At 55.8% G+C, this 22,874-nt stretch carries 23 protein-coding genes; 5 read left to right on the plus strand and 18 right to left on the minus strand.

Translation table 11 applies throughout. The annotated features are described in order from the left end of the window. Positions 1 to 359: 359 nt before the first annotated feature. Positions 360 to 728, minus strand: a complete 369-nt coding sequence (locus OHL20_RS00365) for a phospholipase D-like domain-containing protein (protein ID WP_263381233.1) — start codon at positions 726 to 728, stop codon at positions 360 to 362. Here OHL20_RS00365 and OHL20_RS00370 point away from each other — a divergent pair. Beyond that, positions 727 to 1,299 carry a ParB/RepB/Spo0J family partition protein gene (locus tag OHL20_RS00370; protein WP_263381234.1) on the plus strand — a complete coding sequence of 191 codons (573 nt, stop codon included), beginning with the start codon at positions 727 to 729 and terminating at the stop codon, positions 1,297 to 1,299. The genes OHL20_RS00365 and OHL20_RS00370 overlap by 2 nt on opposite strands. A 52-nt stretch (positions 1,300 to 1,351) precedes the next feature. Here the strand turns inward: OHL20_RS00370 and OHL20_RS00375 are convergent, their stop codons facing one another. From OHL20_RS00375 to OHL20_RS00385, 3 genes are all read right to left on the minus strand, one after another. Continuing rightward, positions 1,352 to 1,531, minus strand: coding sequence for a hypothetical protein (locus OHL20_RS00375; RefSeq protein WP_263381235.1), 180 nt, complete (start codon positions 1,529 to 1,531; stop codon positions 1,352 to 1,354). 3 nt (positions 1,532 to 1,534) lie between these two features. Next, positions 1,535 to 1,825 (minus strand): hypothetical protein, encoded by a 291-nt coding sequence (locus tag OHL20_RS00380; RefSeq protein ID WP_263381236.1) that lies wholly within the window; start codon positions 1,823 to 1,825, stop codon positions 1,535 to 1,537. An 81-nt stretch (positions 1,826 to 1,906) separates the two neighbouring features. Continuing rightward, positions 1,907 to 2,344 carry a hypothetical protein gene (locus OHL20_RS00385; protein WP_263381237.1) on the minus strand — a complete coding sequence of 146 codons (438 nt, stop codon included), beginning with the start codon at positions 2,342 to 2,344 and terminating at the stop codon, positions 1,907 to 1,909. Between the two features lie 369 nt (positions 2,345 to 2,713). Between OHL20_RS00385 and OHL20_RS00390 the strand changes: the two genes are divergently transcribed. After that, complete coding sequence (locus tag OHL20_RS00390; RefSeq protein ID WP_263381238.1) at positions 2,714 to 3,085, plus strand: single-stranded DNA-binding protein; 372 nt, start codon at positions 2,714 to 2,716, stop codon at positions 3,083 to 3,085. Positions 3,086 to 3,293: 208 nt separating this feature from the next. On the opposite strand, the gene OHL20_RS00395 is transcribed toward OHL20_RS00390, so the two are convergent. The 8 genes from OHL20_RS00395 to OHL20_RS00430 all read right to left on the minus strand — a co-directional run bounded on the left by OHL20_RS00395 (position 3,294) and on the right by OHL20_RS00430 (position 13,102). After that, positions 3,294 to 5,867 carry a glycoside hydrolase family 2 protein gene (locus OHL20_RS00395; RefSeq protein ID WP_263381239.1) on the minus strand — a complete coding sequence of 858 codons (2,574 nt, stop codon included), beginning with the start codon at positions 5,865 to 5,867 and terminating at the stop codon, positions 3,294 to 3,296. Continuing rightward, entirely contained in the window at positions 5,864 to 6,613 is a 750-nt protein-coding gene (locus OHL20_RS00400; RefSeq protein ID WP_263381240.1) for a TetR/AcrR family transcriptional regulator, read from the minus strand. Before OHL20_RS00400 ends, OHL20_RS00395 begins: the two co-directional genes overlap by 4 nt. A 70-nt stretch (positions 6,614 to 6,683) precedes the next feature. After that, a complete protein-coding gene (locus OHL20_RS00405; protein WP_263381241.1) occupies positions 6,684 to 7,022 on the minus strand; it encodes a glycoside hydrolase family 95 protein in 339 nt (112 codons plus the stop codon). 31 nt (positions 7,023 to 7,053) lie between these two features. Next, complete coding sequence (locus OHL20_RS00410) at positions 7,054 to 8,055, minus strand: zinc-binding alcohol dehydrogenase family protein (RefSeq protein ID WP_263381242.1); 1,002 nt, start codon at positions 8,053 to 8,055, stop codon at positions 7,054 to 7,056. Positions 8,056 to 8,099: 44 nt separating this feature from the next. Next, complete coding sequence (locus OHL20_RS00415) at positions 8,100 to 8,747, minus strand: alpha/beta hydrolase (RefSeq protein ID WP_263381243.1); 648 nt, start codon at positions 8,745 to 8,747, stop codon at positions 8,100 to 8,102. A gap of 73 nt (positions 8,748 to 8,820) precedes the next feature. Next, positions 8,821 to 9,582 carry a hypothetical protein gene (locus OHL20_RS00420; RefSeq protein WP_263381244.1) on the minus strand — a complete coding sequence of 254 codons (762 nt, stop codon included), beginning with the start codon at positions 9,580 to 9,582 and terminating at the stop codon, positions 8,821 to 8,823. Between the two features lie 29 nt (positions 9,583 to 9,611). Next, the gene (locus OHL20_RS00425; RefSeq protein ID WP_263381245.1) at positions 9,612 to 10,517 is read right to left on the minus strand and encodes a hypothetical protein; all 906 of its coding nucleotides are present in this window, start codon (positions 10,515 to 10,517) and stop codon (positions 9,612 to 9,614) included. Positions 10,518 to 10,531: 14 nt separating this feature from the next. Then, on the minus strand, positions 10,532 to 13,102 hold the full coding sequence (locus tag OHL20_RS00430) for a CHAT domain-containing protein (protein ID WP_263381246.1): 2,571 nt from the start codon (positions 13,100 to 13,102) through the stop codon (positions 10,532 to 10,534). 709 nt (positions 13,103 to 13,811) lie between these two features. Between OHL20_RS00430 and OHL20_RS00435 the strand changes: the two genes are divergently transcribed. After that, positions 13,812 to 14,231: a VOC family protein gene (locus tag OHL20_RS00435; RefSeq protein ID WP_263381247.1), complete on the plus strand. Its 420-nt coding sequence runs from the start codon at positions 13,812 to 13,814 to the stop codon at positions 14,229 to 14,231. A gap of 1,771 nt (positions 14,232 to 16,002) precedes the next feature. Here the strand turns inward: OHL20_RS00435 and OHL20_RS00440 are convergent. Next, on the minus strand, positions 16,003 to 16,299 hold the full coding sequence (locus tag OHL20_RS00440) for a hypothetical protein (protein ID WP_263381248.1): 297 nt from the start codon (positions 16,297 to 16,299) through the stop codon (positions 16,003 to 16,005). Further along, on the minus strand, positions 16,296 to 16,859 hold the full coding sequence (locus tag OHL20_RS00445) for a hypothetical protein (RefSeq protein WP_263381249.1): 564 nt from the start codon (positions 16,857 to 16,859) through the stop codon (positions 16,296 to 16,298). The genes OHL20_RS00440 and OHL20_RS00445 overlap by 4 nt, the downstream gene beginning before the upstream one ends. A gap of 591 nt (positions 16,860 to 17,450) precedes the next feature. On the opposite strand from OHL20_RS00445, the gene OHL20_RS00450 reads away from it, so the two are divergent. Beyond that, the gene (locus OHL20_RS00450) at positions 17,451 to 17,681 is read left to right on the plus strand and encodes a hypothetical protein (RefSeq protein ID WP_263381250.1); all 231 of its coding nucleotides are present in this window, start codon (positions 17,451 to 17,453) and stop codon (positions 17,679 to 17,681) included. A gap of 2,019 nt (positions 17,682 to 19,700) precedes the next feature. Here OHL20_RS00450 and OHL20_RS00455 read toward each other — a convergent pair. The 3 genes from OHL20_RS00455 to OHL20_RS00465 form a co-directional block, all read right to left on the minus strand. Continuing rightward, positions 19,701 to 19,943, minus strand: coding sequence for a hypothetical protein (locus OHL20_RS00455; protein WP_263381251.1), 243 nt, complete (start codon positions 19,941 to 19,943; stop codon positions 19,701 to 19,703). A gap of 593 nt (positions 19,944 to 20,536) precedes the next feature. After that, a complete protein-coding gene (locus OHL20_RS00460; RefSeq protein WP_263381252.1) occupies positions 20,537 to 20,806 on the minus strand; it encodes a hypothetical protein in 270 nt (89 codons plus the stop codon). 39 nt (positions 20,807 to 20,845) lie between these two features. After that, on the minus strand, positions 20,846 to 21,139 hold the full coding sequence (locus OHL20_RS00465) for a hypothetical protein (protein WP_263381253.1): 294 nt from the start codon (positions 21,137 to 21,139) through the stop codon (positions 20,846 to 20,848). Between the two features lie 213 nt (positions 21,140 to 21,352). On the opposite strand from OHL20_RS00465, the gene OHL20_RS25090 reads away from it, so the two are divergent. Next, positions 21,353 to 21,601 (plus strand): helix-turn-helix domain-containing protein, encoded by a 249-nt coding sequence (locus OHL20_RS25090; protein WP_396271449.1) that lies wholly within the window; start codon positions 21,353 to 21,355, stop codon positions 21,599 to 21,601. 74 nt (positions 21,602 to 21,675) lie between these two features. Here OHL20_RS25090 and OHL20_RS00470 read toward each other — a convergent pair whose 3' ends face one another. Next, positions 21,676 to 22,689, minus strand: coding sequence for a tyrosine-type recombinase/integrase (locus OHL20_RS00470; RefSeq protein WP_263381254.1), 1,014 nt, complete (start codon positions 22,687 to 22,689; stop codon positions 21,676 to 21,678). Between the last annotated feature and the right edge of the window lie 185 nt (positions 22,690 to 22,874).

Raw genomic sequence — 22,874 nt, forward strand, 5'->3', positions numbered from 1 at the left:
GCAGAACTCAGACTTTATCCCGCAGTGATACTAATGAACGAAATATGCGCTGACGGCAACATGTTCAAAAAGTTCGTCGATCACGGTGAGATTCTAGGGAATTGTAATTGATAGGCGGGAACCTCTGAGTGAACCGGATTTCCAGACCGGGACGTCGTTTCTGTGAGTTTTCAGGAGATTAGTGGCGACAATGGTTAGCAACGCGAAGTTGCCTTCTCGCGAGCAATCGCCCGGGCGCTCTCAATTGAGAGAGAACAGGCCAATGCACTCATTTAGGTTTCGCGAAGGTATCGACGAGGTTGACCGTGCTGAGTGTCAGCTTCTTGTATGCACTCCGCGATTGTTAGCTAATATGAAGTCTAGGGCGCGGCTGATGCTGAAGTTGCATTCGACGCTCGATTCCACATGGACTTAAACTGCCCTGCGAGGGCTGAGTCGACTTCATAGTGCACATCGTTGTCTTGTCGCTTGAGTCCAGTCGGTGACCAGTTGGCCGATCCTGTACGCAGAAGCGCTCCATCAATTACATAGCTTTTGAAATGCATCAGGTCGCGAGAGTCTCTAACTCGAACCGCAACACCGCCTGCCAGCAGCATCGCAGTCGTCGACAAGCCGCGTTGATTCTCGTCGTTGAATTCACGCGAGTCTCGGTAAACCCTTACCTTCACTCCAGACTGCGCCAGCTTCTCTAATTCCTCAGCAAGCTCACGATCCGTGAAGCTGTACATGGCCACGTCGACCGAAACCTTTGCTGTCCTCAACATCTCAAGCTCACTGCGCTCCAGGTTCGATTCCGGCGCGTACAGGATACGAGCGTGCGTTGGATCCAAGCAGGCAGGGGAGGACTCGCAACGCGTCGACGTGCACCCGTACGAAGAGGCACAGGGCGTCCAGCGCTTGCTCGACATGCCCGGGTACGACGTGGCCACGCTGGTCGACAAGTCCGGTAAGAGCTCCGCACACGTCTATACGCGTCTGTCTCTTCTCCAACTCGTCCCGTCCATCGCCGAGGCCTTCAGCGCGGAACGTATTACCGCCAGCCATGCCAACCTGCTTGCTCGACTCCCGCAGGAGACCCAGGCCGAAGCCTTCGAGCAGTGCTGGCGCAAGGACTGGCAGGACAAGGAGCCGCACCTGCTCCCCGCCAAGCACCTTTCGGCATGGATACAGGACAACCTCTACCTTGCTCTTGCCGATGCACCATTCGACAAGGAAGACCCTACCCTCATCCCGCCGCAGGAGCTTGCATCACTTGCCCCCGCCGCAGCGGATACAACACGTCTCTGTTTGCTGACGTAACCAATGGGGATCAGTGTCTTGACGGTCCCTACTATCAGACGAAAATCACCGCTTATCTCGACCGCGAGATTGCGGCCCGTCCCGAGCTTGTCCAGATCGAGAACGGATACCGCAGCCCGAGAGAGAAGAGGCCCGGAGCCGTCCAGCGCGGCCACTTCCGCGAGATTGAGCAGACCGTAAACCCGGACGCCGAGCCGGTCGCGGCCTGCGTAGCCGCCAAGGCAGCCATCATCGTCTACGGCAAGCGCATAGGCACCACCCTTACTGTCTGCACCGACAATAACTGCCCCATCCACGATCCACGCGCAGCCGCGCGCTTAGCCCAACAGGAGCAGGAGAACCCCACTCCCGTCATGACTCCCGCAGCCCCGGAGGAGACCGAAGAAGAAGCCACACAGCGCGAAGCCGCATACGAGCAGCGCAGAAGGAGCATCAAGCCGAGGAGGACCGCCGAGCCGAGGAACGCCGCCAGCAGTTCGAGCGGGAAGAGCAGGAGCGCGAGGCCGAGCACGAACGCAGAGACCAACTACGCAAGCAGCGGGAGGCGACCTTCGAGCGAATTCTTGAGAACGCACCCGAGAGCTTTACCGCAGCGCAGCTTCGTTTCCTACTTCGCGCCATCGTCAATCTTGACCCCTACACCTTCGCCGACGACCTGGCCGAAGACATCGCGGACGAGAACGACAACCGCAGCGCCGAAGAGGTTCTGCTTTCCACCATCGATAACACCACGGATGAGAAGCTGACGCGCTTTGCGCTTCGCCTCGCCCTTGCCGGGCACGTCGGTATCCCGCGCGAAAACGAACTCGACTTCCTTAGCGAAGCCGAGGCCGTCTTCATAGCGCCGAAGCCAAAAGCAGCCAAGGCTCCGAAGAAGCAAGAGCAGCCCACGCTCATCAAGCAGGATGCACCCACCACGAGACCCAAGAAACCAGCCGCACCCAGGAAGAAGGTTGCGGCCTAGCCTCGCTGGGGCTGGCGACAGCCCCCGCATTTCCAACCACACCAGAAAGGAGCCTTTAGCCATGAATGATGCAGCTGCCATATCCGCCGTCTACCGCGCCCTTGCAAATTATCGACGCCGCCAGGCGCACTCCCCCACAGACAACTCGGCCAGAGAGATTGCTCAAATGTCCATGCTTGGCGAGTACCTGCATGAAACCATTATCCGCAGTTCACTTGGTTCTGAGATGAGCGGACCCAATCTCAGCCGCCTACCCGCAGGTCACTACCTACCTATCAAAGGCCCGCTATCGCGCCTCTTCGAGGTGTGGACTCCTCCCCCCAGGCAAGCTGGGGTCCCCTTCCGCAGATCCCGTCCAGTCGCCGAGGGAGTGGGTCGCGCGGCACACCCTCCGGGCAAGCATGTACCGCAGACAGCGGCACAAACCAGAAGAAAACGGAGACTCGAACCATGTTCAACAAGATCACGCTCATCGGACGCCTCGGACAGAACGCAGAAGCCAAGACCGCTCAGAACAGCAAAGAGTACGCCGTCCTCAGCATCGCCACCCAGGAGAGCTGGAAGAACGACAAAGGCAACTACGAGAACCGCACCGAATGGCATCGCGTCTATGCCTGGAGCCATCTCTCGAAGTTCGCTAGAACGCTCCAAAATGGGCAGCTCGTAACCCTCGAAGGCAAGCTCAAGTATCGCGAGGTCGAGGAAGACGTCGAGGGGGTCACGTTCAAGCACCGAATCGCGGAGATCCATGCCCTCAGCATGAAGCAGCTCTCGAAGATTGAAGCCGCCCATGATCCTTCGGACGGGGACGGCGACGAGTAGTCGCCAGCCTGGGTGGATGAGCCGAGAGGCTCACCACCCAGGTTGCTTTAAGAAATACGCTCTCATCGTCCTTTGTACTCAGAGAGCCATTGAGAGGGGCATACCCAGCTCTCTTTTGTAAAAGACCTAGCTTCAACGATAAGGAACGAGTGCTTTCAAGACCAGACTGACTTTGATCTCTTCAGACGAAGATGAGCCAGCCTTGCTCCTAGCGAAGCTCGGAGTGTTGCTCGGTCGGCTTCGCCTCTACCGTCGCCGAACCGTCGGTCAGTCCTGAGACACTTGCCTTCACCGTAATGCGACCGCTCTTTGTCGACGTCCTTACCACCACAATCGCACGCCCCTGGTACAGCTTGCGGCTCATGCTGTGATACGAAGCGCCATCCTGCCCATCGCCGTTGCCCACGGCCTGGATCACAACAGGTCCACTGAGTGCGAACTGGACCCCATTGGTAGCCGTCTGCTCCAGATGTCCATCGGCATCCACGGCCTCGACGACGAGGTAGGACAAATCCTGTCCGTCCGCATCGATCACTTGTCGGTCCGCCGTCACCTTCAGCGCAATGGCCTTCTTCGCGGTCGTGATAATGCTCTCCGCGACGGAACGATCGCCACGCACGCCTACGGCCTTCAACACCCCGGGAGTATATGGCACGCTAAATACAGTCTTGAACTCCTGCTCCCGGCCGGTTGGCTTCTCGCCAATTAACTTGTCATTGAGATACAAGCGAACCTTCTCCGCACCGGAGTAGACCTCAACCTGCATCTCCTTACCCTCCTGCCCAGCCCAGTTCCAGCTCGGAAGCGTGGGGTAGACTGCCCATCCGGTTGCGATGATCTTCTTGCCCTCGGGCTCTGGAAAACGTACCGTGGCGTACACGCGATCACCGCCGTTCCAGAGGATGTCGCGATAGTATGACTGCGGCTTGCGGAAGCCAGTCAAATCCAAATCGCCGCATGCAGAAGCATGCCACGGATATCCCGGGAAGACGGCTGCCATCGCTTCTTTCATTGCAGGGTCTCCGCCGGAAATAGCCGCAGTCATGTCGACGCCATTGGCCATGCCGACGAACATTTTGTCCACGGTCTCGGTCGTCATCATGCCTCCCATGATTGCGGTCGCCATCTTCTCCTGCTCGGGCGTGCCGTAGCTCCAGGCTCCGATGCCGGATTCTCCGAGGTAATCCATTGAGGTCCACACGAGATCGCCGAGCACGTAGGGGTTATCCTGCGAGATCGCCCAAAGCGGGAAGACTTTGTTGGGGAACGACTCAGTCGTTAGCATCAGCCGTTGCGGCAGCATCTGGTGATCCGCCTCGTAGGTCGGGAGAATGCTGTAGTTGTAGCCCGTGATGTCGAGTTGCGAGAAGACATCCTTCGCGACCGGTTTGGTCGTTGTGCCGGGGAACGCGAGCGTGAGAGGCCGCGTCTTGTCGAGAGACCGTACCTGGTTTGCGAGCTGTTTACCCATTTCACGGCCCTGTTCCACTTCAAGCTCAGGGATCTCGTTGCCGATGCCCCAGATCACCACCGAAGGATGGTTCCGGTCGCGCAAAATCAGCGCCGACAGGTCGCTCTTCCACCACTCGTTGAAGTCCGTGCCGTAGTCGAACTTCACCTTGTGCGCCTTCCAGGTGTCGAACGGCTCATCCAGCACGAGAAGTCCGAGCCGGTCGCAGGCATCTAGGAACGCAGCCGAAGGCTGGTTGTGGGACGTCCGCACGGCGTTGTTGCCAGCCGCCTTCAGCAACTCGACCTTGCGCTCCTCGGCGCGATCAAACGAAGCAGCACCCAAAGGGCCGTGGTCATGATGCACACTTCCGCCCGTGAACTTGATGGACTTCCCGTTGAGCAGGAACCCCTTCGCGGCTGACCATTCCAACGAGCGGATGCCGAACGGTGTCGTTACTTCGTCCACGATCTTGCCGCGCTGACTTATCTGTGACACCGCGCGGTACATATTTGGTGAAGCCGGCGACCACAACGCGGGGTGCACTACGGAAATATCCTGCGCCATCTCGAAGTCTTTGCCGGCAGGGACCGTAATCGACGATTCCTTTTTGCCCGCTTCATGCCCGTCGCGATCGAAGAGCGTTGTTCTCACTGCTACTTCGGAGGGGGCTGCCGAGTCATTAGCGACCTTCGTCTTGATGGCAACCGTTGCCGATGTTTCCGAAATCTGTGGAGTCGTAATAAAGACACCAAAATTCGCCACATGGATGGGATTCAGCACAAGTACCCGCACATGCCGATAGATGCCCGATCCGCTGTACCAACGGCTATTCGGTTGTGCTGAGTTATCTACCCGCACCGCGAGCACGTTCTTCCCCTGCCATGCCAGGCCGTCGGTCAGGTCGTAGGTGAACCCCGTGTATCCGTACGGATGCGTTCCGAGCTTGTGACCGTTGAGATAGACGGTCGAGTCGCGATAGACACCATCGAACTCGACGACGACCCGCTTACCCTTCCACGCTGATGGCGCACCGAAGCTCTTGCGATACCAGCCTACGCCTGCGGGGAAGAACCCGCCGCCGCCTGCGGTCGGGTTGTCTTTCTCTGGTTTGCCCTCAATGCTCCAGTCATGGGGGAGATCCACCGTGCGCCATGTGCTGTCAGAGAACGCACTAGCGTCTGCGCCGCTTGGGTCGCCGAGCGTGAACTTCCATCCTGCATCGGCCGTGAGCACCTGCCGCAGTACGCCCGATGCGGCTTCAAGGCGATTGGAAGTAACAAACAACAGGCCAAGGGAAAGGGATGTGAGAAGGCGTGCAAGGTAGGTCATTTGAGCTTCTTCCTTGATGCTTGTTTGGACCTTGTCTCGGGCCGTTTGCTTGAGGTTGTCGCGTGGATAGGTTTGGGTAGGTCCCGTCGCAGACCAAGGAGGATGATGCGGATCGTCTCCTGGAAGAGCCGGTCGATCGGCTGTCCAAACTCCCGTTCTACCTTTACTCCCAGCGAGGCGAAGCGTCGCTGAACTCCGATGACTGCGTTGAAGACCGCATGCAGCGTCAGGTCGGGATCAAGATCGGAGCGGAGTGAGCCGTCCTCGATCCCCTCGCGGATCAACACCCGGAAGACCTCGAACCTGTCGCCCGAAAACCGCCCTTCAACCGTTAGTAGTCGCTCCACGGGCCAGTCCCGCGCGTACATGGCATCGAACTGCGCCATGAAGCGGATCTTAGGCTGACGATGGGTGAGCTCGTCGGCCATGAACTGGAGCAAAGCGGTGATCTTTCCCAGCCCGTTCCCTGCGCTTTCAACGCTGTCTTTTGCCCGTGCCGTATCCTCTTCCAGCACATGGCTAAATATCGCCCAAACGATCTCGTCTTTATTGGAGAAATACTCATAGACGGTGGAGGCCCTCAGTTCGCTTGCACCTATGATCTCGGACATAGTGGTGCGGTCAATTCCGCTGTCGCTGAAGAGCTCAAACGCCGCGTCAAGAATGCGCTTCTGTTGCCGCTCACGATGACCACGGTAGGTCCCCTGCTTCTTGATTCCAGTTTTGGCGATAGTGGATTTAGCCATAAAATCAGACATAGTAACCGAATTTGAACTAGATGTTCGGAATCACTGTACACGGAACTTATTTTAGCGGTCAACTGAGCGCCTGAACGAAGGGCGCTAATCTGATCTGACGAAACCCTTCGTGCCCAAGCGGATTCAGCTTGTCGGCACGAGTTCCCTGCCAAAACGTACTCTCGTTGAGCTGCAGGTGCTCGTCCTGTGGGCGTGCCTTACTTCCGTCCGCAATATTGATGTTGGAGCGCTTGTTCTGCTGATCGCGATTGTTCGTCGTGGTGTCTGCGCCGCCGAAGATCGTTGCGCCGAGCCTTCCGTTGCCAATTGGCAGAGCTTCGTCCCAGATGGCTGCTGGCCTCGCATACCAAAAGGTCTCGCTCCCGCCAGTTGTAGAAGGATGCGCATGGGTGTCCAAACCTGCTTGAGCGAAACATAGTTGCCGTCACCTAAATCTTGATCATGATTTTCGTAACACTTGCGGGATTAGCGGCCCACCGGGCCAGGGCCTCCGGGGTCTCTTCGAGGGAGACTACCGAAGTGATAACGCGATCCACAGGAAAGCTGCCGGCAGCAAGAAGATTGATGACTTCACGAAAATCTTCCGGCAGGGCGTTCCGCGCACCCATGATGTCGAGTTCTTTCTGGACAAAGAGCCGCGTTTCGTAACTGACCGGTTCTTTTGCGTAACCGATATAAACAACCCGGCCGGTGAAGGCGACCTCTTCCACTGCACTGCGAAAGGTTTGTGGCAGGCCGACAGCTTCGATCACTACATCCGGACCAAATCCTGCTGTCAGCATCTGAAGCCGATCATGCACGGCTTCCCGATCCGAATTAATGAGATGAGCGGCCCCGCATGCTCTGGCAGTCTCGAGCTTCTCGTCGTCTACATCGACGGCAATCGTAATGGCTCCCCTGAAGGCAGCTCCGGCGATCGCTCCCAACCCCACCCCGCCACATCCATAAACGACTACTACATCGTCCCTCGTGATACGTGCACGCGACACGGCGTGCATGCCGACTGTGAGGGGCTCGACCAGGCAAAGCTCTTTGAGCGAGAGCGAGGACGCGTAAATTTTTTCAGCAGGCACGCTTAGCAGTTGCGTTATGGCGCCATCGCGTTGCACCCCAAAAGTCTGGTTGAATTGACAGGCATTTGGTCTGCCTCGGCAGCACGACGAGCACCTGCCGCAGCTGGTATACGGCGAAACCGTGACGCGAGTTCCAGCAGAAAACTCAGCGTTGCCATGCAGCACCGTGGCGGCGATCTCATGTCCGATCACACGCGGATAGGTGACTAGTGGATTTATACCGCGATAGCTATTCAAATCCGAGCCGCAAAGACCCACAAATTCGACTTGAATCATTATCTCTCCAGCCTGAGGTTCAGGTTCGGGTAATTGGATCACTTCAGCGATACCGGGGGCGGTCAATGCTACTGCCTTCATGGGTTAACTCCAATGGTGAGTTGTCAAGCGAAAGAGGACCGGCGCTACTTGAGAAAGAAAGAGACGCCAGCTCTTCCATTCGTGGCCGTCACCGGTTTCTTCGGTTTCAAGGTGTACGCCTGCTTGCTGGAATCGGGTGATGCAGGCGAGAGCGTTATCGCGCGCAATATCGGTCTGTCCCCACCCCACCAGAAGACTTTGAGTTGGGCGTTGTACTGGGAGATGCGTATGGCGTCGGGGCCGTTGAAGAAGGCATCCCGGTGGGCTGGGAACCAACCTGAGCTCATCACCACGAGGGAGCGGAAGGTGCCTAGATTATGTAGACCGATGTTGAGCGTCTGAATTCCACCCATCGGTAGGCCGCCGAGGGCGCGATGTTCGGGGTCAGCGAGAGGTCGGTAGTGCGACTCGATGTAGGGGATGATGTCGTGGATCGGCTCATCGTTGAAAGGATCCTTGGTGGCGTCGCCGGTCATGACCTGTGGGCCAAACGGGGTCCAACCAGCGGGCATCACGATGATCATGGGTTGCACTTTGCCTGAAGCGATCAGGTTGTCGAGAATATCCCCGGCGCGGCCAACAGTTGACCATGAGGAGTTGGTCTCGCCGCCACCATGGAGAAGATAAAAGACGGGGTAGGAACCTGCGATGAGGTACAGCCTGACAAAGAATTGTGCATGTTGTTGTCCCATCGCTTCAATGATACGGCTGTAAAGCGAGACCGAGGCTTCCGTGGGGATGGTGGATCTGCCACTCCATGGAGCGTTATTTCGGTCTGCTTTTCACAAAAGCAAGCAGCTGCGTGTCTTGAGACAGTGAAGGCTGGCCACAGTACTGCCCGTTGCAACTACTGAGATTGACCGGGGCGCTTGAAGATGAACTGAGAAAAACATCCGTCCATTCGATCGTTCCTGACATTGCATCTTTTGTTTGCCGCTGGATATACACATATTCTTTGCCGTAGGTGCGTGACCACCCCTCCAGACTCTCCAGCATCTGCAAATCCTGTGGCGACTTCGGGTCGTAGGGAATCGCCTGAAGGTAGCCGGTGGACAGCGAGAGAGAACCCACGCGAGGATGTTCCTCTGCACTTCCGCGAATCAGTACGAGCACCTTGCCGGGATCCTCGAGACCGACACCGATCAGTTTGACTATATCTTTATGCGAGGAAAGCACAGTGTTCGGCTGTCCTCCAAGCGTGATCCTGACCACTTTGTCTTCCTGCATAGCCAGAAGGGCGTTCTGCCCTGGAATGAATACCGGTGAGCGATAGCTATCGTCTCGAGTGACCGCGCGCGTAGTTCCTGAAGTGCGATCCGCTATCCATACCTCACCACGCACAACCTCGTCCCCGGGGCCTTTCAACGTGCTTGGGCTGTCGGAAATGCCGAGAAACTGCAGAACTTTTTCGGTGAAGCTCGACGAAACATGAGGCTTGCCGGTGGGCTTAGCTGCGGGTTGGGTGGCGGGCTTGTTCGTGGTGACCGGCTTGGACTGCCCGTGGCTGACATTCACCATCAGCGCCAACAATAGCGCTACAGGCGGTCTCATCCCAATCAATCTGAGGAACATGGGCGTACCTCGCTATGATTTCTGCTGAAGAGAATGCAAAATATGTCGTCGTATGCGGCGATTTCCAATTTGAACTCCTTTTTGGGAAGCGTCAGTAGGCTTCTGTTATCCCTAGAATCTCGAACGAAGTAGGTAGCATCATCTTTGGTATCTGAGACAAGCCAATAGCTGGCCCCTTCACGCTGCTGGCTGTCGCCCGCGATGTGCGCTACTCGTGGAAGCTGCTGGGTAGAAATCAGAACACCGTAATTGACTGGAAGAAGGAGCACTTGCACGGCGAAGAGGAAGATCAGTAGACCGACGATGATCTTCGGCTCAGATGCCGTCACACGGGGCCATATCCATAAGAGGATGCCTCCTGTAAGCATAGTGATCGCAACCAGACCGCTGAAATAGGAGGAAAGTTTCGCCGGGCTTGTGAGAAGTACAGAAGAGATCCATTCATCCGGCAAGTGCTTTGCAAAGAGTATGTTGCCGACTGCGAAGCATCTTCGCATGAAAAACTGTATGGCCAATACGCTCAGGATCACGCCAAGGAGAGACAACCTGTACGGCCGTGCGCACCAAGCTGCCACGTAGGCATTGACGCGACATGCCACTGCAACGGAGAGGAGATTGTAAGGCAAAGTGCCAATTGCGACAAACAATAAAACGACGATTAGGACGTTAGGGACTGATGTGACGGCGAAGACCAGAAAGCGACAGCCTGCAAATAGATACTTCTCGTCAAAAACATCGAGGTTGGTGGCGAGACCGTAAGTGCTGAGCTGAAATCGCAGTGTGAGATAGCCGAAAAGATACAGAAGGAACGAGCCAAAAGCGGTGTACGCAGTCCACTTACCGATGAAAGCGCCGAATTTTCCAGTATTGCCCGCTATGGTCTCGTCCATCGTTATTTGCCTGTCTACTTGCCTGTCATCATAAACGGCGCCCAGAAAAACGGATGGCTATATTCTGGACGGGCCTTTACCGCGAGGAGAGCCAGCTTCGCCGCGGTAGCGGGAGGCTTCGTCTGTGCCTCCCTGTAAAAGGTTTCCATCCAAATACGTGTCGATCCCGCGTCCACTTGCCAAAGTGAAAGCACCAAGCTGCCGGCCCCAGCGTATAAGAGCGACCGCTCCATTCCCAGTACTTCGCTGGAGTGAGTTTCTTCGACGACTCCTGATTCGCAAGCGCTGAGGACCACGAGGCTATCTCTCTGCAGGGGTAAACCAAACATTTCTGCAGCGCTTAGGTGACCATCGTCTGAAGCTGTCGGAGAGAACTGCAGGAAGGACAACAAGGGATCTTTGTCGTTGAAGCGGCCGTGCACTGAAAGGTGAATCAGATCGTAGTTGTTTATCCAAGGCATCAGTTCAGCTTTTGTAACGGGCTGAAGGGCGACAACCCTGCTTCGGCCTGGATACAGCGCTCCGATAGAACGGACCTCCTCGGCAGCGTTGTGCTGCTCCGGGTCGGCAACTGCGAGGAGGCGACCACTCTTTATATTCGCTCGGCTCTTTAGGGTAGAAAGAATCGTGGCGCTTGGAGCCGACGATACTTCGAAGGTCTCTCCGAGGTACTTTCCAGTCTCGGGGTTATGCAAGGCCTGAAATGGAAGGGTCGCCAGTTCCTCCTGCGGAATGATGAGGAGATGCTCGCTCTTGAGGTAAGGGAGCGCGGGCTGAATCAGGAATAGGTAAAGTTCATTAGCTGCCTTCTCGTCAAAGGGCGCTGGTCGGTTGTCGCCGGAAGGTTTAACGCTTTCGCGCAACGCTTTTACTTTTCGCGCCAGCTGGGCATGCGGCAGAAACACATTTAATACCTGCGTCTCTGATCCGTTGATGTGCCACAGAAGGAGTGACGTGTCTTCGACAACGTAGTAAAGAACGTCATAGTGTCCTGCGGCAGCAGCTTGTCGAACCATATCCAGCGTCACCGGCGTAGAGGATGCAAGCTCTTGCAAATTCGGCGTCTCCACGCTGATACGGTGCGTCAAAGCTTGATACTGCTGCTGGTCGCGCGAGATGCTTGATTCAAGGCGAACGATCTGGTCGGCGTGCTGCTCCCGATCCCCAGCGCTGGTCAGATCAAAAAGTGTCTTCTGCTGAGCAGCAATGGTCGCTCTTTGCGTCTGGAGTTTTGCAAAGAGGACTCGTTCGTTCGGCGTCCTCAGACGCAGGGGTCGGCTGGCGAGCATGTCGGCTAGGACGCGCGTGCGTGACTGCTCAAACAGCGCGAACGCCTCCGCGTACTGCTTCCGTTGAAGATAGAGGAAGGCGGGATATTCGTAGTACTTCACCTTGTCTTCCAGGAAGCTGCCCCGCTCGCCTTCATCGCGGAGCGTGCGGCGGTCCTGTTCCAGGAGATCAACTGCTTTCAGGTAGGCTGTGAGGGCCGCTTCGTTGTTACCACCCGACTCCTGAATGAGCCCCCGCATGTAAGAATCGACCGGGTTCAGATCTTGCACAAGCAGGCCCTGCTGCTGCAGGCGAGTCATAGACGCACGGAGTTCGCGGTCTGTCTGCTCGATAAGGGCGAGATCGGTAGCGTTGAGGCGGGATGAATTGAAGGTTTGACTGACCAGCACATCGTTTGCCTTCTGTGGATTGAAAAGGTTCACCGTCTCCGCGAGCCGATCCCCACTTTGGCGTTGTTGCAGGATCGCCCTGCGGTCGTCGATGCCCTTCACTATCTGTCGGAAGAGCTGCGAGATGAAGTCATATCCCAACTCTGTGGTAATGGCGATGGCCGTTGTATAGTCGGATTCTGCCTTGGCAAGAGCATCGGAGCACACCTGGTAGGTTCTCTTGTAGTCACATCTTGTCGCGATCTCGTTGTAGATATCGCCACGATCCGCAAAGCCAAGATACAGTTGTTGCTTGTCTGAAACCTGATCCTTCAAAGCGATAGCCCGATCCAGATCGGCCGCCGCCGCTACCAGGTTTTGCTGTTGCAGCTCCGCTTCGGCAGCCACATCCAACGCCTCAAAGTAGAATGCAGCATTGCCGCAATGTTCCCCGAGACGAACAGCTTCGCGAGCATGATCCAACGCTGAACTGGAGCTAGCCGCCTTCAACTCGGCATAGGCTAGACGAGCCAAAGCCTTCGTTTCGTAATCCGAACGATTAGCTGTCTTAGCGTAACCAATCGCCGCCTGATACCCGGATACCGCTTTAACCCATTGGTTCGTCAAGCGATGGATGTCCGCGATCTTCATCGCACTCCACGCCGCATCCGAGAGGTCCTGCTTCTGCAGGAATAGGGCCAGGCTGCCCTGCAGGTCGGAGTCGGCCGAAGACAAATCCGACAACGTGCTCGTCGCGTCGCCTGTCCTACGGACGTAGGCGGTCCATTGATCGATCTTCGCAATCCCGCTTGCCTGCAGTTGGTGGGGAGTGCGTTGTTCAAGAGCGGCATCCTGAGCCAGGAGCAGTGGACAGAAGAGCAGCAACGGCCCATACAGGATGCTGTTCAGAAGTCGACGCAGGTTCACGTTCCCTCCGTTCAAGGTCTCGGAATCAGAGCAGTTCCACCAGAGTTTACAGCCGCCGCGCACAGCGGTGCATTAATTCCGTGACCCCGTCAGCTATTCGACACTACGGAAGTTGGTCAGGTTCGTGGTTGAGAACTCGACGAATATGTCACGCCTGGCAAGATTACACTCCTGCACACGTCTCTGGATGTCTCACAAATCAGCTTGTGTTTACTCATCATCATGCCGCTAAATCTCGACTAACGACAACAGGCCGATGCGCGTTTCCAGTAATAAGCATCGGCGGAAACGCGCATTGGCGATTTGACATCAACTGAGAACTAAGCGGGTCACTGATGTCCGCGCGTTGAGCAACGCTGATCATAGGCTCTTGCCCCAAACGATAACCGTTGACAGTGAAGCACACTAGAGCGAGTCTTGTAGTGTCGCGTAGGGCGCATCGGTAGACCGAAAGGGCAATGCGTACCTACGGTCTTGAGCACAATTGCGCCTATGCCGAACATCGAAAACCTCAAGAAGCAAGCCAAACAGTACCTCCGCTTGCAGCGTGAACGGTATTATCCGGTCGCGGAGCAGATCAGGACGCTTTCGTGGGCTGGGAGACGTGGGAGTACTAAACTCAGGCTTTAGTCTCCCGGATGCCCAAGAGCTTGTTGCGCGGCAGGAGGGGTTCGACAGTTGGCAGGCGCTGATCTCAGGAGCGGACATCGTGAAAGAGACACCCAAGCAAGCGACGTTATGTGCAGTTCTCAATTCAATCGAGGCGCAACTGTTTGTTGCGAGCGTCCAGAATTCCTGTGACTTCTATACAAGCAAGCTTGGGTTCGCGGTCGCATTCACCTATGGCAATCCGCCGTTCTACGGCCAAGTAGTGCGAGACTCTGCGAAACTCAATTTACGGCTGATTTGCGAGCCAGTTTTCGCCAGCGACATTCGCAAGCGCGAAGGCTTGCTTTCCGCCTCCATAACCATTGCCACTATGAGCGAGTTGAAACATCTGTTCCTGGATTATCAGGCTGCGGGGGTTTCGTTCCATCAGATACTAAAGAGAGAACCTTGGGGCGCGAGAACCTTTGTTATTGCGGATCCTGACGACAATCTCATTCTCTTCGCGGGACCGGCTGCGTGAATTGTTCTGCTCCACGATCGCGTCGCAACAGTCCAAGTCCCACTCCAGGGAGGTGAATGTCGTGCAGCACCGATCTATTCATCGTGATCACTTGTCGAGGAAGGCTGGTTGAGCAAGCTGCCAAACCCAAGTGGTGACCCGTTAGGCAGAACGTGCAGCAAACGACGCTTGCTTTGATTCCACCGACCCACTGGTGGAGGATTCAATGCGAGGGCAAACACAACCTCAGCGCTGAGCAAGTGCCGGAAGGCCAGCTCAGATTAGGTTCATCGGTGGTCACACCGTAGGAGCCGCGCCATGTCCGAATGAGGAGCATTAAAGACTCAACGATTGCAACACTATTGCAATCGCACAGGCGGTCGCATGACCATCGAAGCTTCAAGGATCACAGCGGAATGGCTCTATGGATGGGATTGGAGTTGGTGGGTCACGCTGACGTTTTCACAAGATGTTGGACGTGACCGAGCAAACAGCATCCTTACCGACTACCTAAACGAGTGCAAACTCACTCTCCACGATTCCCTGACCTGCGTGATCGCGCAGGAGCAGAAAGCGATCTCAGGATCGGGAAAGCCGTCAGGACGGCCCACTTCCACTTGCTGGTGGCCTCTTCAGTCGACTGCGATCCCAAGATCCTCCAAAACCTCTGGCAGCAGCCCAGATTCGGTGGCAATCGTACCTCTGGAGCAGGAGCCGACGTGCGACCCCACGACCGGCAACGAGGCGCGATCACATATCTGTCGAAGGCGCAGAGCGAGAGCCTAACTGGACTGCGGTTTCACAACTTAGAACTGCTCAGCCCCGTCCTGCCCAAGAGCGCTACCACCTCCAGAAAGATGCGGAGGAAGCTAAAACGATCCGAGGACCGGAAGTGTGCACATAGACCATCCGACGGTGCCGGACGGGTTGCGGCACGACCATGAAGATCGGGAAGCCTGCGACATCCTCTGGCACACGCGAGCCATCGTATTCCCGCGCGTCGCCGGCCATACTTCCCCATGTTCGCTGACGCAGTCCAAGCGAGGTCGAATCCCATGGCTCCAAGAAGATTCCGACCGGAATTTAGTTGGAACCTCTGCTGTAGAAGGCAATGCTTCACTACATTCCCGAAGGAATATACATGTCGTCGCATGGCACAGAAGCATTCCTCGCAATGCTTCTCTGGTTCCGCATGCCAAGCTTGTCCAGGCGAGCTTGCCAACTACATTCTCGCTGGAATGTATGGTGCGCTTCAGCCTCGTCCTGATGTTCCATGATGCTCCCGCCATGGCCAGATGAACACGATCGCCGGCATCGAAGAGTCCTGCCGACACTTGGTGACGACGCGGGGTGACCGACACGCTGCCTATGGCTTCCGTGCACCCTCTGCAGCGCGCGGCGAACTAGCTGTCTATCTTGCGTCCAAACTTTGGCAAATGATCTTACCTGTGAATTTGATTGATCGCGGGCTGCAACACCATGTCGACATCGGAGGGACCGACTGCGTGCGAGCCGAAGGGTGGATCAGAGTTTCTCAACAACAGCATGCAAACTGACAATCCTTCCCTGACACTGGCAACCCGAGTCTCTGTTTGCCACGGACGAGCGGGGAGGCGCGCCATATCAGCCGTCCGGGAATGCTCGGCTCGTAACAGGCAGCTTCGGCGTACCGGTCCAAGACGAACCCTAGCGACTAGGGTAGAACGAAGATCTTGGTCTCACGCCTATATGCTCTATCAACGATGGTTGTCGGCGTAGAGACACGCTCCAGGCCGACAACCAACAACATGGCTCAGAAGCGCGCCACGGACGGAGTCTTCTTCAGGAAGGCGTTGAACTTGTCGGCTCGGTTCATCATCGCTCGCCACGGCTCGATCTTCGCACCTTCCAGTGCGACCATCGCGACCCTCTTCTCAACAAAAGCGAAGAGCAGATCCCGGCCGGCGCGGCCAACTGCAAGCAACTCCCTCAAGGTCATCGTCAGGCGTCCCCGACGGATGGCCTCCTTCGCCAGTCTGGCCATATGGGTCATTTCCGCCATAGGGAGAGCTGCATACTGGCGCTCGGCCAGTGCCTGACCGATCATCATGACAAGACCAGCGCGTTGTTCACTCCAGAGGCGTTTAGACTCATAGCCTGAACACCTGGGTGAGTGAACCTGGAGGAGTTGTACCGCATCCACGCAAGGTGGTTGGTCCAGTTCTGCTTCAAGGTCGCGTAGCCAGATTCACCCGTCTCCGTGACCGCCCGACGCTGCGCTCGCTTACGATAGGTCTCAAGCTTTCTGGAAAGCGCGTCGTAGGCGACTGTCGGCAGAGGCTTTCCGGCCTGGCGGGCAATTTTGGCCGACACCCTCAACGCAACTGCCACGATGGACAGCTCGAAGACATGAAGCCGCACCTTCCGCCGCGGCTCGGTAAATGCCCAAAGCTCTGTACCTACGCGTAACGTGCATGCGGCCATGTCAGCGTCACAGACCTGATTGGCATAGAGAGCAGAGGCCGCCAGATCAATACGATCAAACGCATGACGGTAGGGGAACACTCCTGCTTTGGCATTCTGAAGACCATTCAACATCAAGGCGAAGCCTGACTTCAGGAGTTCATGTTCCGGTTTCGTGATTGTGATCCGGCTTGTGGGTAGGCTCATAAAGCAACCCTAAGCGAGACGGGCTCGATAGCGACTATTAGCAGGTGCCGGAGCAGTGCCTCCCTACGAGGACGAGTCCACCTGGTGTGCGACGACTTCTTCATGATCGAAGCTCGATCCCTGAGAGCACCCGCAAGAATGACCAGAACCTTATCGTCATCCGGACGCGGAAGATCGTTTTCGTCGATCGTATCGAGGATAAACGGCATTTGCCTTATTAGGCGGGCATACTGAGGTGAACACTTTGGACGGCTAACGACGTCCGCAGAGTCGGAAGCAGACGATGACTGATGGTGAAGCGGTACGTTGTTCATAAGACTCCTATATGTAACGGCGAAGGTACTTGTTGAATGGTCCTGGAGGTGCTGATCTAAGCCTATCGGGAGCTTGATTTGTACCAAAGCATGTCTAATTTTGGGTTCAGGGTGATGCCTAAGTCTTCACTCAACCGTGTTTTGACTAGGTGAATCGCCTCGGGATCACAGATTGAACGGCTACCAAAATCACGAGCCGGTTGTCGCGCGAATGGCTGTCTCTTTGCACAGGGCTGAAGCAAGGATCCGGACGGGGACGATGATCGCGGAGGATCGCATGCAGCAGGTCGGCGCGCGTTATGGATACCATGCTGTCAACCCAGGCAGTCATCTGGGGTACAGCGCGTCTGTAACGGCTGAGCGAACGGGGACATCCGGCCGGAAGCTGGGTTCAGATCAGGAGTTCGACTACGTTGAGCGTCAGGACGCTTGGTTGCGCTTGCCTGCCCCAGATCACTTCAACTGGGCTGAGTTCGTTCCTAAGCTGACTTCATCTCTGCATGTTTGAGCCGCACCTGAGGAAGCTGAGACGTAGCCTGTGTCACCAAACAACCGCGTCTCCGCATAACCTGATTGAGTCTCGCTCCCCGCCCCTTTCAAAGTGACTAGGATGGCGGTGTAGATTTGAATGGCTCTCCGACAAGCCAGCGTGCCCGCTAGCTGTCTCCTGGAAGCTGACGAGAGCTGACTTCCGGCTGCCGTCGGCCTATTGAGCTGATTACCGCCGTCGCTTGCCTAGGCAGCGCGAAGGCCAGCTTCGTACATGATGATGATCCTGCCCACCTCTGTAGGGCCGGTCACCCGTCTTGGGGCATATTGCCGAATAGCTGAGATTGTTGCTGGCTACACGGAGATCTCCCCGGGTTACCTCAAGCGAGTAGCGTTCCCACGAGGTCAGCGACACCTGAGCTCGCGCAAGACTCGGTCAATCCTCAGGAACTTCAACCCTGAGGTCCTAAGAGCCACGATCAAGCAGCTAGATCGCATGCCCATATCCAACTCTGCCTGCGTAGGGAGTCACCGTGGGTCGCGACAGTCCTCTGCGTGCTCGCCGACTCGCTTGACGATCAGCAACCAGGTGGGGCTCTACAGCTTCACCAAGGGCATCCCGAGAGGCAAATGAACCGTGAAGCCCACGCCGCGAGGCTCGGCCCCACCCGAGGGCATGTTGCTCTCTGATAGAAATCAGACATATGGTGAACGAAATCGTCCTTCAGAGTTCGCTCGCCGCGTCTGGCTGGCGCGGAGCGTAGCTCCAGTGTCAACCTTCGGGCCCCGGCGACCCTTGCGTCACTGCTGCCTGCGTGCGAGCCTCACGATCCACCGAGTCTTTCCTGGCTTGTAATCGGTCGCGTTGGGTGCTGACCGCTCTGTGGCCGGCATCAGCATCTGTGGTTTCGACCTCCTTGGTCTGGGCGGCGGAGAAGGGGGGCGGCGGAACAGGGGGATGTGGCTCCGTCTGGAAGCTACAAATGTTCAATACCCCTAAGTACATGCACGTATCTCCCCCTTGCTAAGATGCTGTGCCAACAGCATCTCTGGCCATCTACCCGCTTCTCCCTGCTGTACATAGGTCCAATAAGTTGATGAACCCTTGGTATGCTTTGGCACTGCTCAAACGCATGCTACCCTCAAAACAGAGTCTTAGGCGCAACCGGCACACAAGCAAAACGGAACTCGAAGCGTTGTCGGTTGGGAGTTGCTGGCGCACTCCTTCCTCAGGATTAGTAAGAACAAAGGCCACAGCGGCCGAGGGAGCCGAGGTCCATCTTCCGATAAGTTGACATTAGCTTTGTCCAAGATCGGCTGTACACCGTCATAGTTGGAGGTTCTGCTTTGATGACAGAGCTTCAACAGCAGTCAGGGCATGTAGTTCGATCGGATCCGCTGCGAACCGCGGTGAGCTGAGTGTAAGAACAGCGAAGCATAAGGCGATGAGGTCATGGATCTGACTCCTGGGAGCGATCTCATTGGACCTGCGGCCAAATTCCCAATAGATGAATCGGCAGCACGGGCCCTTGACTGAACCAGCTACTCGCCCAACCAGCTTGTGGTAAGCCCCGTAGCTTAGTTTCAAGACCCGCCGGCACAGTTGCTTGGAGAAGATCATTATGCCCGCGCTCCTAACACTCCGACCGAGCATTCGTTCGACACGATCCGAATCCAGAACTTAGTGCCGTGCATACGTTGATTGCTCACAGCCAGACCAACTCTGAAGACCCCCGTTCAGTCCTGGGGAAGGTGCAGCACGTTCTGCTTTATTCGATAACATCTATCATGCTTGGATCCGCTTACAAAGAGGACGTTCATTGCCTCGAGCTTCGAGGTCAGATCCTGCTCAGGACTCCAATCCTTTCAATGCTAGGGATACCGAGCGGTGATCGCTCACGGCGCAAAGGTTCTTACGACGCCTATGAGACCCCCATCGTGATTTCTCAATGCAGGACAGGCGGCGACTAGCCGCCTGTTTACATGCTGATGGCTGAGTCCGCCAAGTGGACTGTGGTCATCTTGAAGTCTGATCACCTCAACTCTCACGTTCATCTGGGGTGGCCTTCGACGGTAAATGTGAGACGGCAAGCCACTCCGTCGATCGGGGACGGCTCGTCGTGATCTTGGACGGAACTGGGAACTCCAAGAGGTTGGAATCCAGGTCCGTGAGCATCGCCGTGACTTCCATCAGAATCACAACGGAAGTCCGTCGCAGTTCGAGTCGCTCGATCTCGTCATCAAGTTCTGTTAGTTCTCTAGCCAGATCTCGCTTGCGCATTTGTGTATCTCCGTGTTGTTGTGGGCCGCGTCACTGTACTAGCGGGCGTGGAAAAGAGTCACAGCTTGGCCTGGGCAGGCAGCTGCGAAAGATGACGATAAGGCAGCATACTGACGGTTAGGCCCTTACGATGTAGACAGGTCAGGGCACGGACCTGTTGATTTGCGAACGGGTACATTGCGGTACAGAACGCAGTCGTTCAGTTGCCGCGGTTTTCTTGAGGGCCGACCTCGGTACCCGATTCAATTTGAGGTACTTGAATGATTTCCTTTGGGTCAGGAGCGATCGAGACGGGCGCGCGAAGAGAGAGATACGTGCCGGCAAGGACGCTATCAGGACGCTCGGTACGACTAACGGGACGTGATGTTCCCGTCACTTCCCTATTGAGTACATAGTGGAACGCAGGTGTACCTCCATTGTTCCTTCGCGACCCTTAGCTGTTCATCAGGGGGAAGATCGAGTCGAGCGACGTACTCAATCAGTTGCATTGAGGCTATATCTCGAAGAACTTCTTGGGCGCCGGCCAGTGACTACCAACCGTGTATCCCACGACTTTCTTCTTGTCAGTAACTGAGGCCAGAAAGCCTTTACGACTAAGAGAAGACTGAGATCCGGCCGCAATCAAAGCCGACTCGAGCTTCCAGCTCGGCGACCGTAAACTGCTTGGATAATTCAGGAATCACCTCACATATCTCTTTAACTTTCTCTGCATAATGAGGATCGAAGTGACGGGCAGCTCTCACGAAACAGAACACCAACGTATCGTAGATGTCTTCCGTGATGTCCCCCTTGAACGCCAGATGCAGCATCTTGCAGGTAGAGTCAATAGCTGCCTTGTCGAAATCGACACCAGGAACCTTCAACGTGTAAAGGAATTTCTTGACATCTCCGCCGGCGCGCGATCACAGAGGAGGAATCGTACCCCGAACGATCATGCAGAGATACTTCATCAAGTAGCCATGAAACTTCTCGAGGATCTCAAGCAGCTTGGCTTCCTTCTCAGATGAGTCCAGAAGAACGGCATACGCGCGAGCGAGTTCATTGACATCCGCAAGATCAAACCGCTGATCTTCCGATGGAACGACCCACTTGCCTGCATAGTGAGATGAAGCGAGAAACGTACTTCGATACGATGAGGACGACTTGTGCAGCTCCAGTCCCCACTGGAGCCTGACCGGTCCCTGCAGTACCTGCATAAAATTTTCGAAGCGTAACCTGTCCATCCTTTGACGTCCCGTGTAAGTGGGTTCGCATCTATGGGAAAGCCCGGCAACACTTGGGGTGAACAGAGTCCGAAGGTACCATGTACCAACGAGCCCTACCGACGCTTCGGAAGATGGCGCATGCTTTGGTTGCGAGCCATTGCAGTTCGAAGACGGCCGTAGAGGAAACACCACCATGAAACAAAAATGAAGAAGTGCCGAAGTCTTACCGGCGGCGTTGTAAGTTTACAGCCAGTCACACCGTTCCTTTTGGATCGAAAGAGAGCAGCCGGCATGCTGTCGATCAGCCTACGAAGCACTGATTACCTGATCGCTAAAGGTCGGCTACGAGCAAGACGAATTGGGGGACGTGTACTCGTGCCAATCGAGGAGTTGCGCCGGTTCGCCAGTTCAGATCGAACGGATTCTATTGTTCCGGTCGCAACAGCGGCTTGACGCTGGGGAGGACGATTGGGAAGCCGATCCTTGATCGGTCGGCTTCACCACGCGTGTGAAGGCCCGGCATCCGCTCAGTTCTTGGTATTCCCGCCCTGGGCTTTCCGATGGGCTGACAGTTGATCCACCGCCTTCAGTTTGTGATCTGGGCTCAGGTGAGCATAACGCATGGTCATTGAGATGCTTTTATGACCAGCAAGTTCCTGGACAGTACGAATATCCACTCCTGACATTATTAGCCGGCTGATGTAGGTGTGTCGGAAGATGTGCCAAGTGACATCAGACAGCCCACGATCTTGCGCAATAGCTTCCTTCATGACTAAGTCGAACCAAGAACGAGGTGAGGCCATTGCTTCACCGTGCCGCGTCAGAAACACGCGCGGAGTTTTTGAGCTGCGTCTCAAACTACAAAGCTCAAGAGCAGCAACTGCCTCTTCAGTCAGGATGATAGTGCGGCTTGATCCGTTCTTTGTTTTGTCGAGTTGAATCTGGCGTCGGTCAAGAAATACATCCGTCCATTCGATCGAATGCTGTTCACTAAGCCGCACGCCGGTTTCTAAAGCAATTGTGAAATCAGGCACATGTACGAGGCATCTCTGGACAATGATCTTACGGATCAGGTCTTCCTCTTCATAGGAAAGAAATCTGATACGAGCGTTGTCCTCTTTTCGGAGCCGCACCAATCTAGCAGGATTTACGCTGACATGGCCATTGCGTATGCCCTCCGCGAAGATCATGCTCATTGTCGACCGATACCTGTTTAATGTGGCAGGTTTGAGGTCGGTCCGGCTATTTAGATAATCGCCGATACTTTGGTGCGTGATCTCCTGCGCTCTAATCATGCCGAACACAGGCAGCAAGCTTGCGAGATTGGAAAGATCACCCCGATGGCTCTTCTTATGTGCCTTGCTGTACACCATTGCGTCGGTCGCAAGATCCGAGAACAGAACAACCTTCTTCAACCGAAACGTTTCTGGTAGCTTTATATCCGCCCGCGCATCCGACTTTCGCTTTTGATATAGGGTAATCGCGTCGCTCCTACGGCCGATCTTTTCTCGATGGCGTTGCCCCTCAACGTAGTAGAGCACCCACCACACTCCGCTTCCAACGGGCCGCTCGTAAACTCCACGGACGGGTTAGGGCTGGCTTAACGTTGCTCGGCAGATGCTGCGCGCTGTGTCAGTGGCTGTTCTGGTGGCTGTCCGGATTGTAAGCCTATGCTGGATATTGCCTCTTATTGCAATGCTTATAGTCCACAACACACTCATTATAA

Source organism: Granulicella arctica (genome assembly GCF_025685605.1).
GTDB classification, from domain to species: Bacteria; Acidobacteriota; Terriglobia; order Terriglobales; family Acidobacteriaceae; genus Edaphobacter; species Edaphobacter arcticus.

What these genes read in the sequence shown, in the direction of transcription:
- OHL20_RS00390 (WP_263381238.1), top strand. Translation starts at nt 2,714, where the DNA reads ATGTTCAACAAGATCACGCTCATCGGACGCCTCGGACAGAACGCAGAA.
- OHL20_RS00415 (WP_263381243.1), bottom strand. Translation starts at nt 8,747, where the DNA reads ATGGGACAACAACATGCACAATTCTTTGTCAGGCTGTACCTCATCGCA.
- OHL20_RS00445 (WP_263381249.1), bottom strand. Translation starts at nt 16,859, where the DNA reads ATGAGCCTACCCACAAGCCGGATCACAATCACGAAACCGGAACATGAA.
- OHL20_RS00455 (WP_263381251.1), bottom strand. Translation starts at nt 19,943, where the DNA reads ATGCGCAAGCGAGATCTGGCTAGAGAACTAACAGAACTTGATGACGAG.
- OHL20_RS00465 (WP_263381253.1), bottom strand. Translation starts at nt 21,139, where the DNA reads ATGCAGGTACTGCAGGGACCGGTCAGGCTCCAGTGGGGACTGGAGCTG.
- OHL20_RS00425 (WP_263381245.1), bottom strand. Translation starts at nt 10,517, where the DNA reads ATGGACGAGACCATAGCGGGCAATACTGGAAAATTCGGCGCTTTCATC.
- OHL20_RS25090 (WP_396271449.1), top strand. Translation starts at nt 21,353, where the DNA reads ATGAAGAAGTGCCGAAGTCTTACCGGCGGCGTTGTAAGTTTACAGCCA.
- OHL20_RS00370 (WP_263381234.1), top strand. Translation starts at nt 727, where the DNA reads ATGGCCACGTCGACCGAAACCTTTGCTGTCCTCAACATCTCAAGCTCA.
- OHL20_RS00410 (WP_263381242.1), bottom strand. Translation starts at nt 8,055, where the DNA reads ATGAAGGCAGTAGCATTGACCGCCCCCGGTATCGCTGAAGTGATCCAA.
- OHL20_RS00400 (WP_263381240.1), bottom strand. Translation starts at nt 6,613, where the DNA reads ATGGCTAAATCCACTATCGCCAAAACTGGAATCAAGAAGCAGGGGACC.
- OHL20_RS00385 (WP_263381237.1), bottom strand. Translation starts at nt 2,344, where the DNA reads ATGGCAGCTGCATCATTCATGGCTAAAGGCTCCTTTCTGGTGTGGTTG.
- OHL20_RS00395 (WP_263381239.1), bottom strand. Translation starts at nt 5,867, where the DNA reads ATGACCTACCTTGCACGCCTTCTCACATCCCTTTCCCTTGGCCTGTTG.
- OHL20_RS00365 (WP_263381233.1), bottom strand. Translation starts at nt 728, where the DNA reads ATGTACAGCTTCACGGATCGTGAGCTTGCTGAGGAATTAGAGAAGCTG.
- OHL20_RS00375 (WP_263381235.1), bottom strand. Translation starts at nt 1,531, where the DNA reads ATGATGGCTGCCTTGGCGGCTACGCAGGCCGCGACCGGCTCGGCGTCC.
- OHL20_RS00440 (WP_263381248.1), bottom strand. Translation starts at nt 16,299, where the DNA reads ATGATGATCGGTCAGGCACTGGCCGAGCGCCAGTATGCAGCTCTCCCT.
- OHL20_RS00450 (WP_263381250.1), top strand. Translation starts at nt 17,451, where the DNA reads ATGCAGCAGGTCGGCGCGCGTTATGGATACCATGCTGTCAACCCAGGC.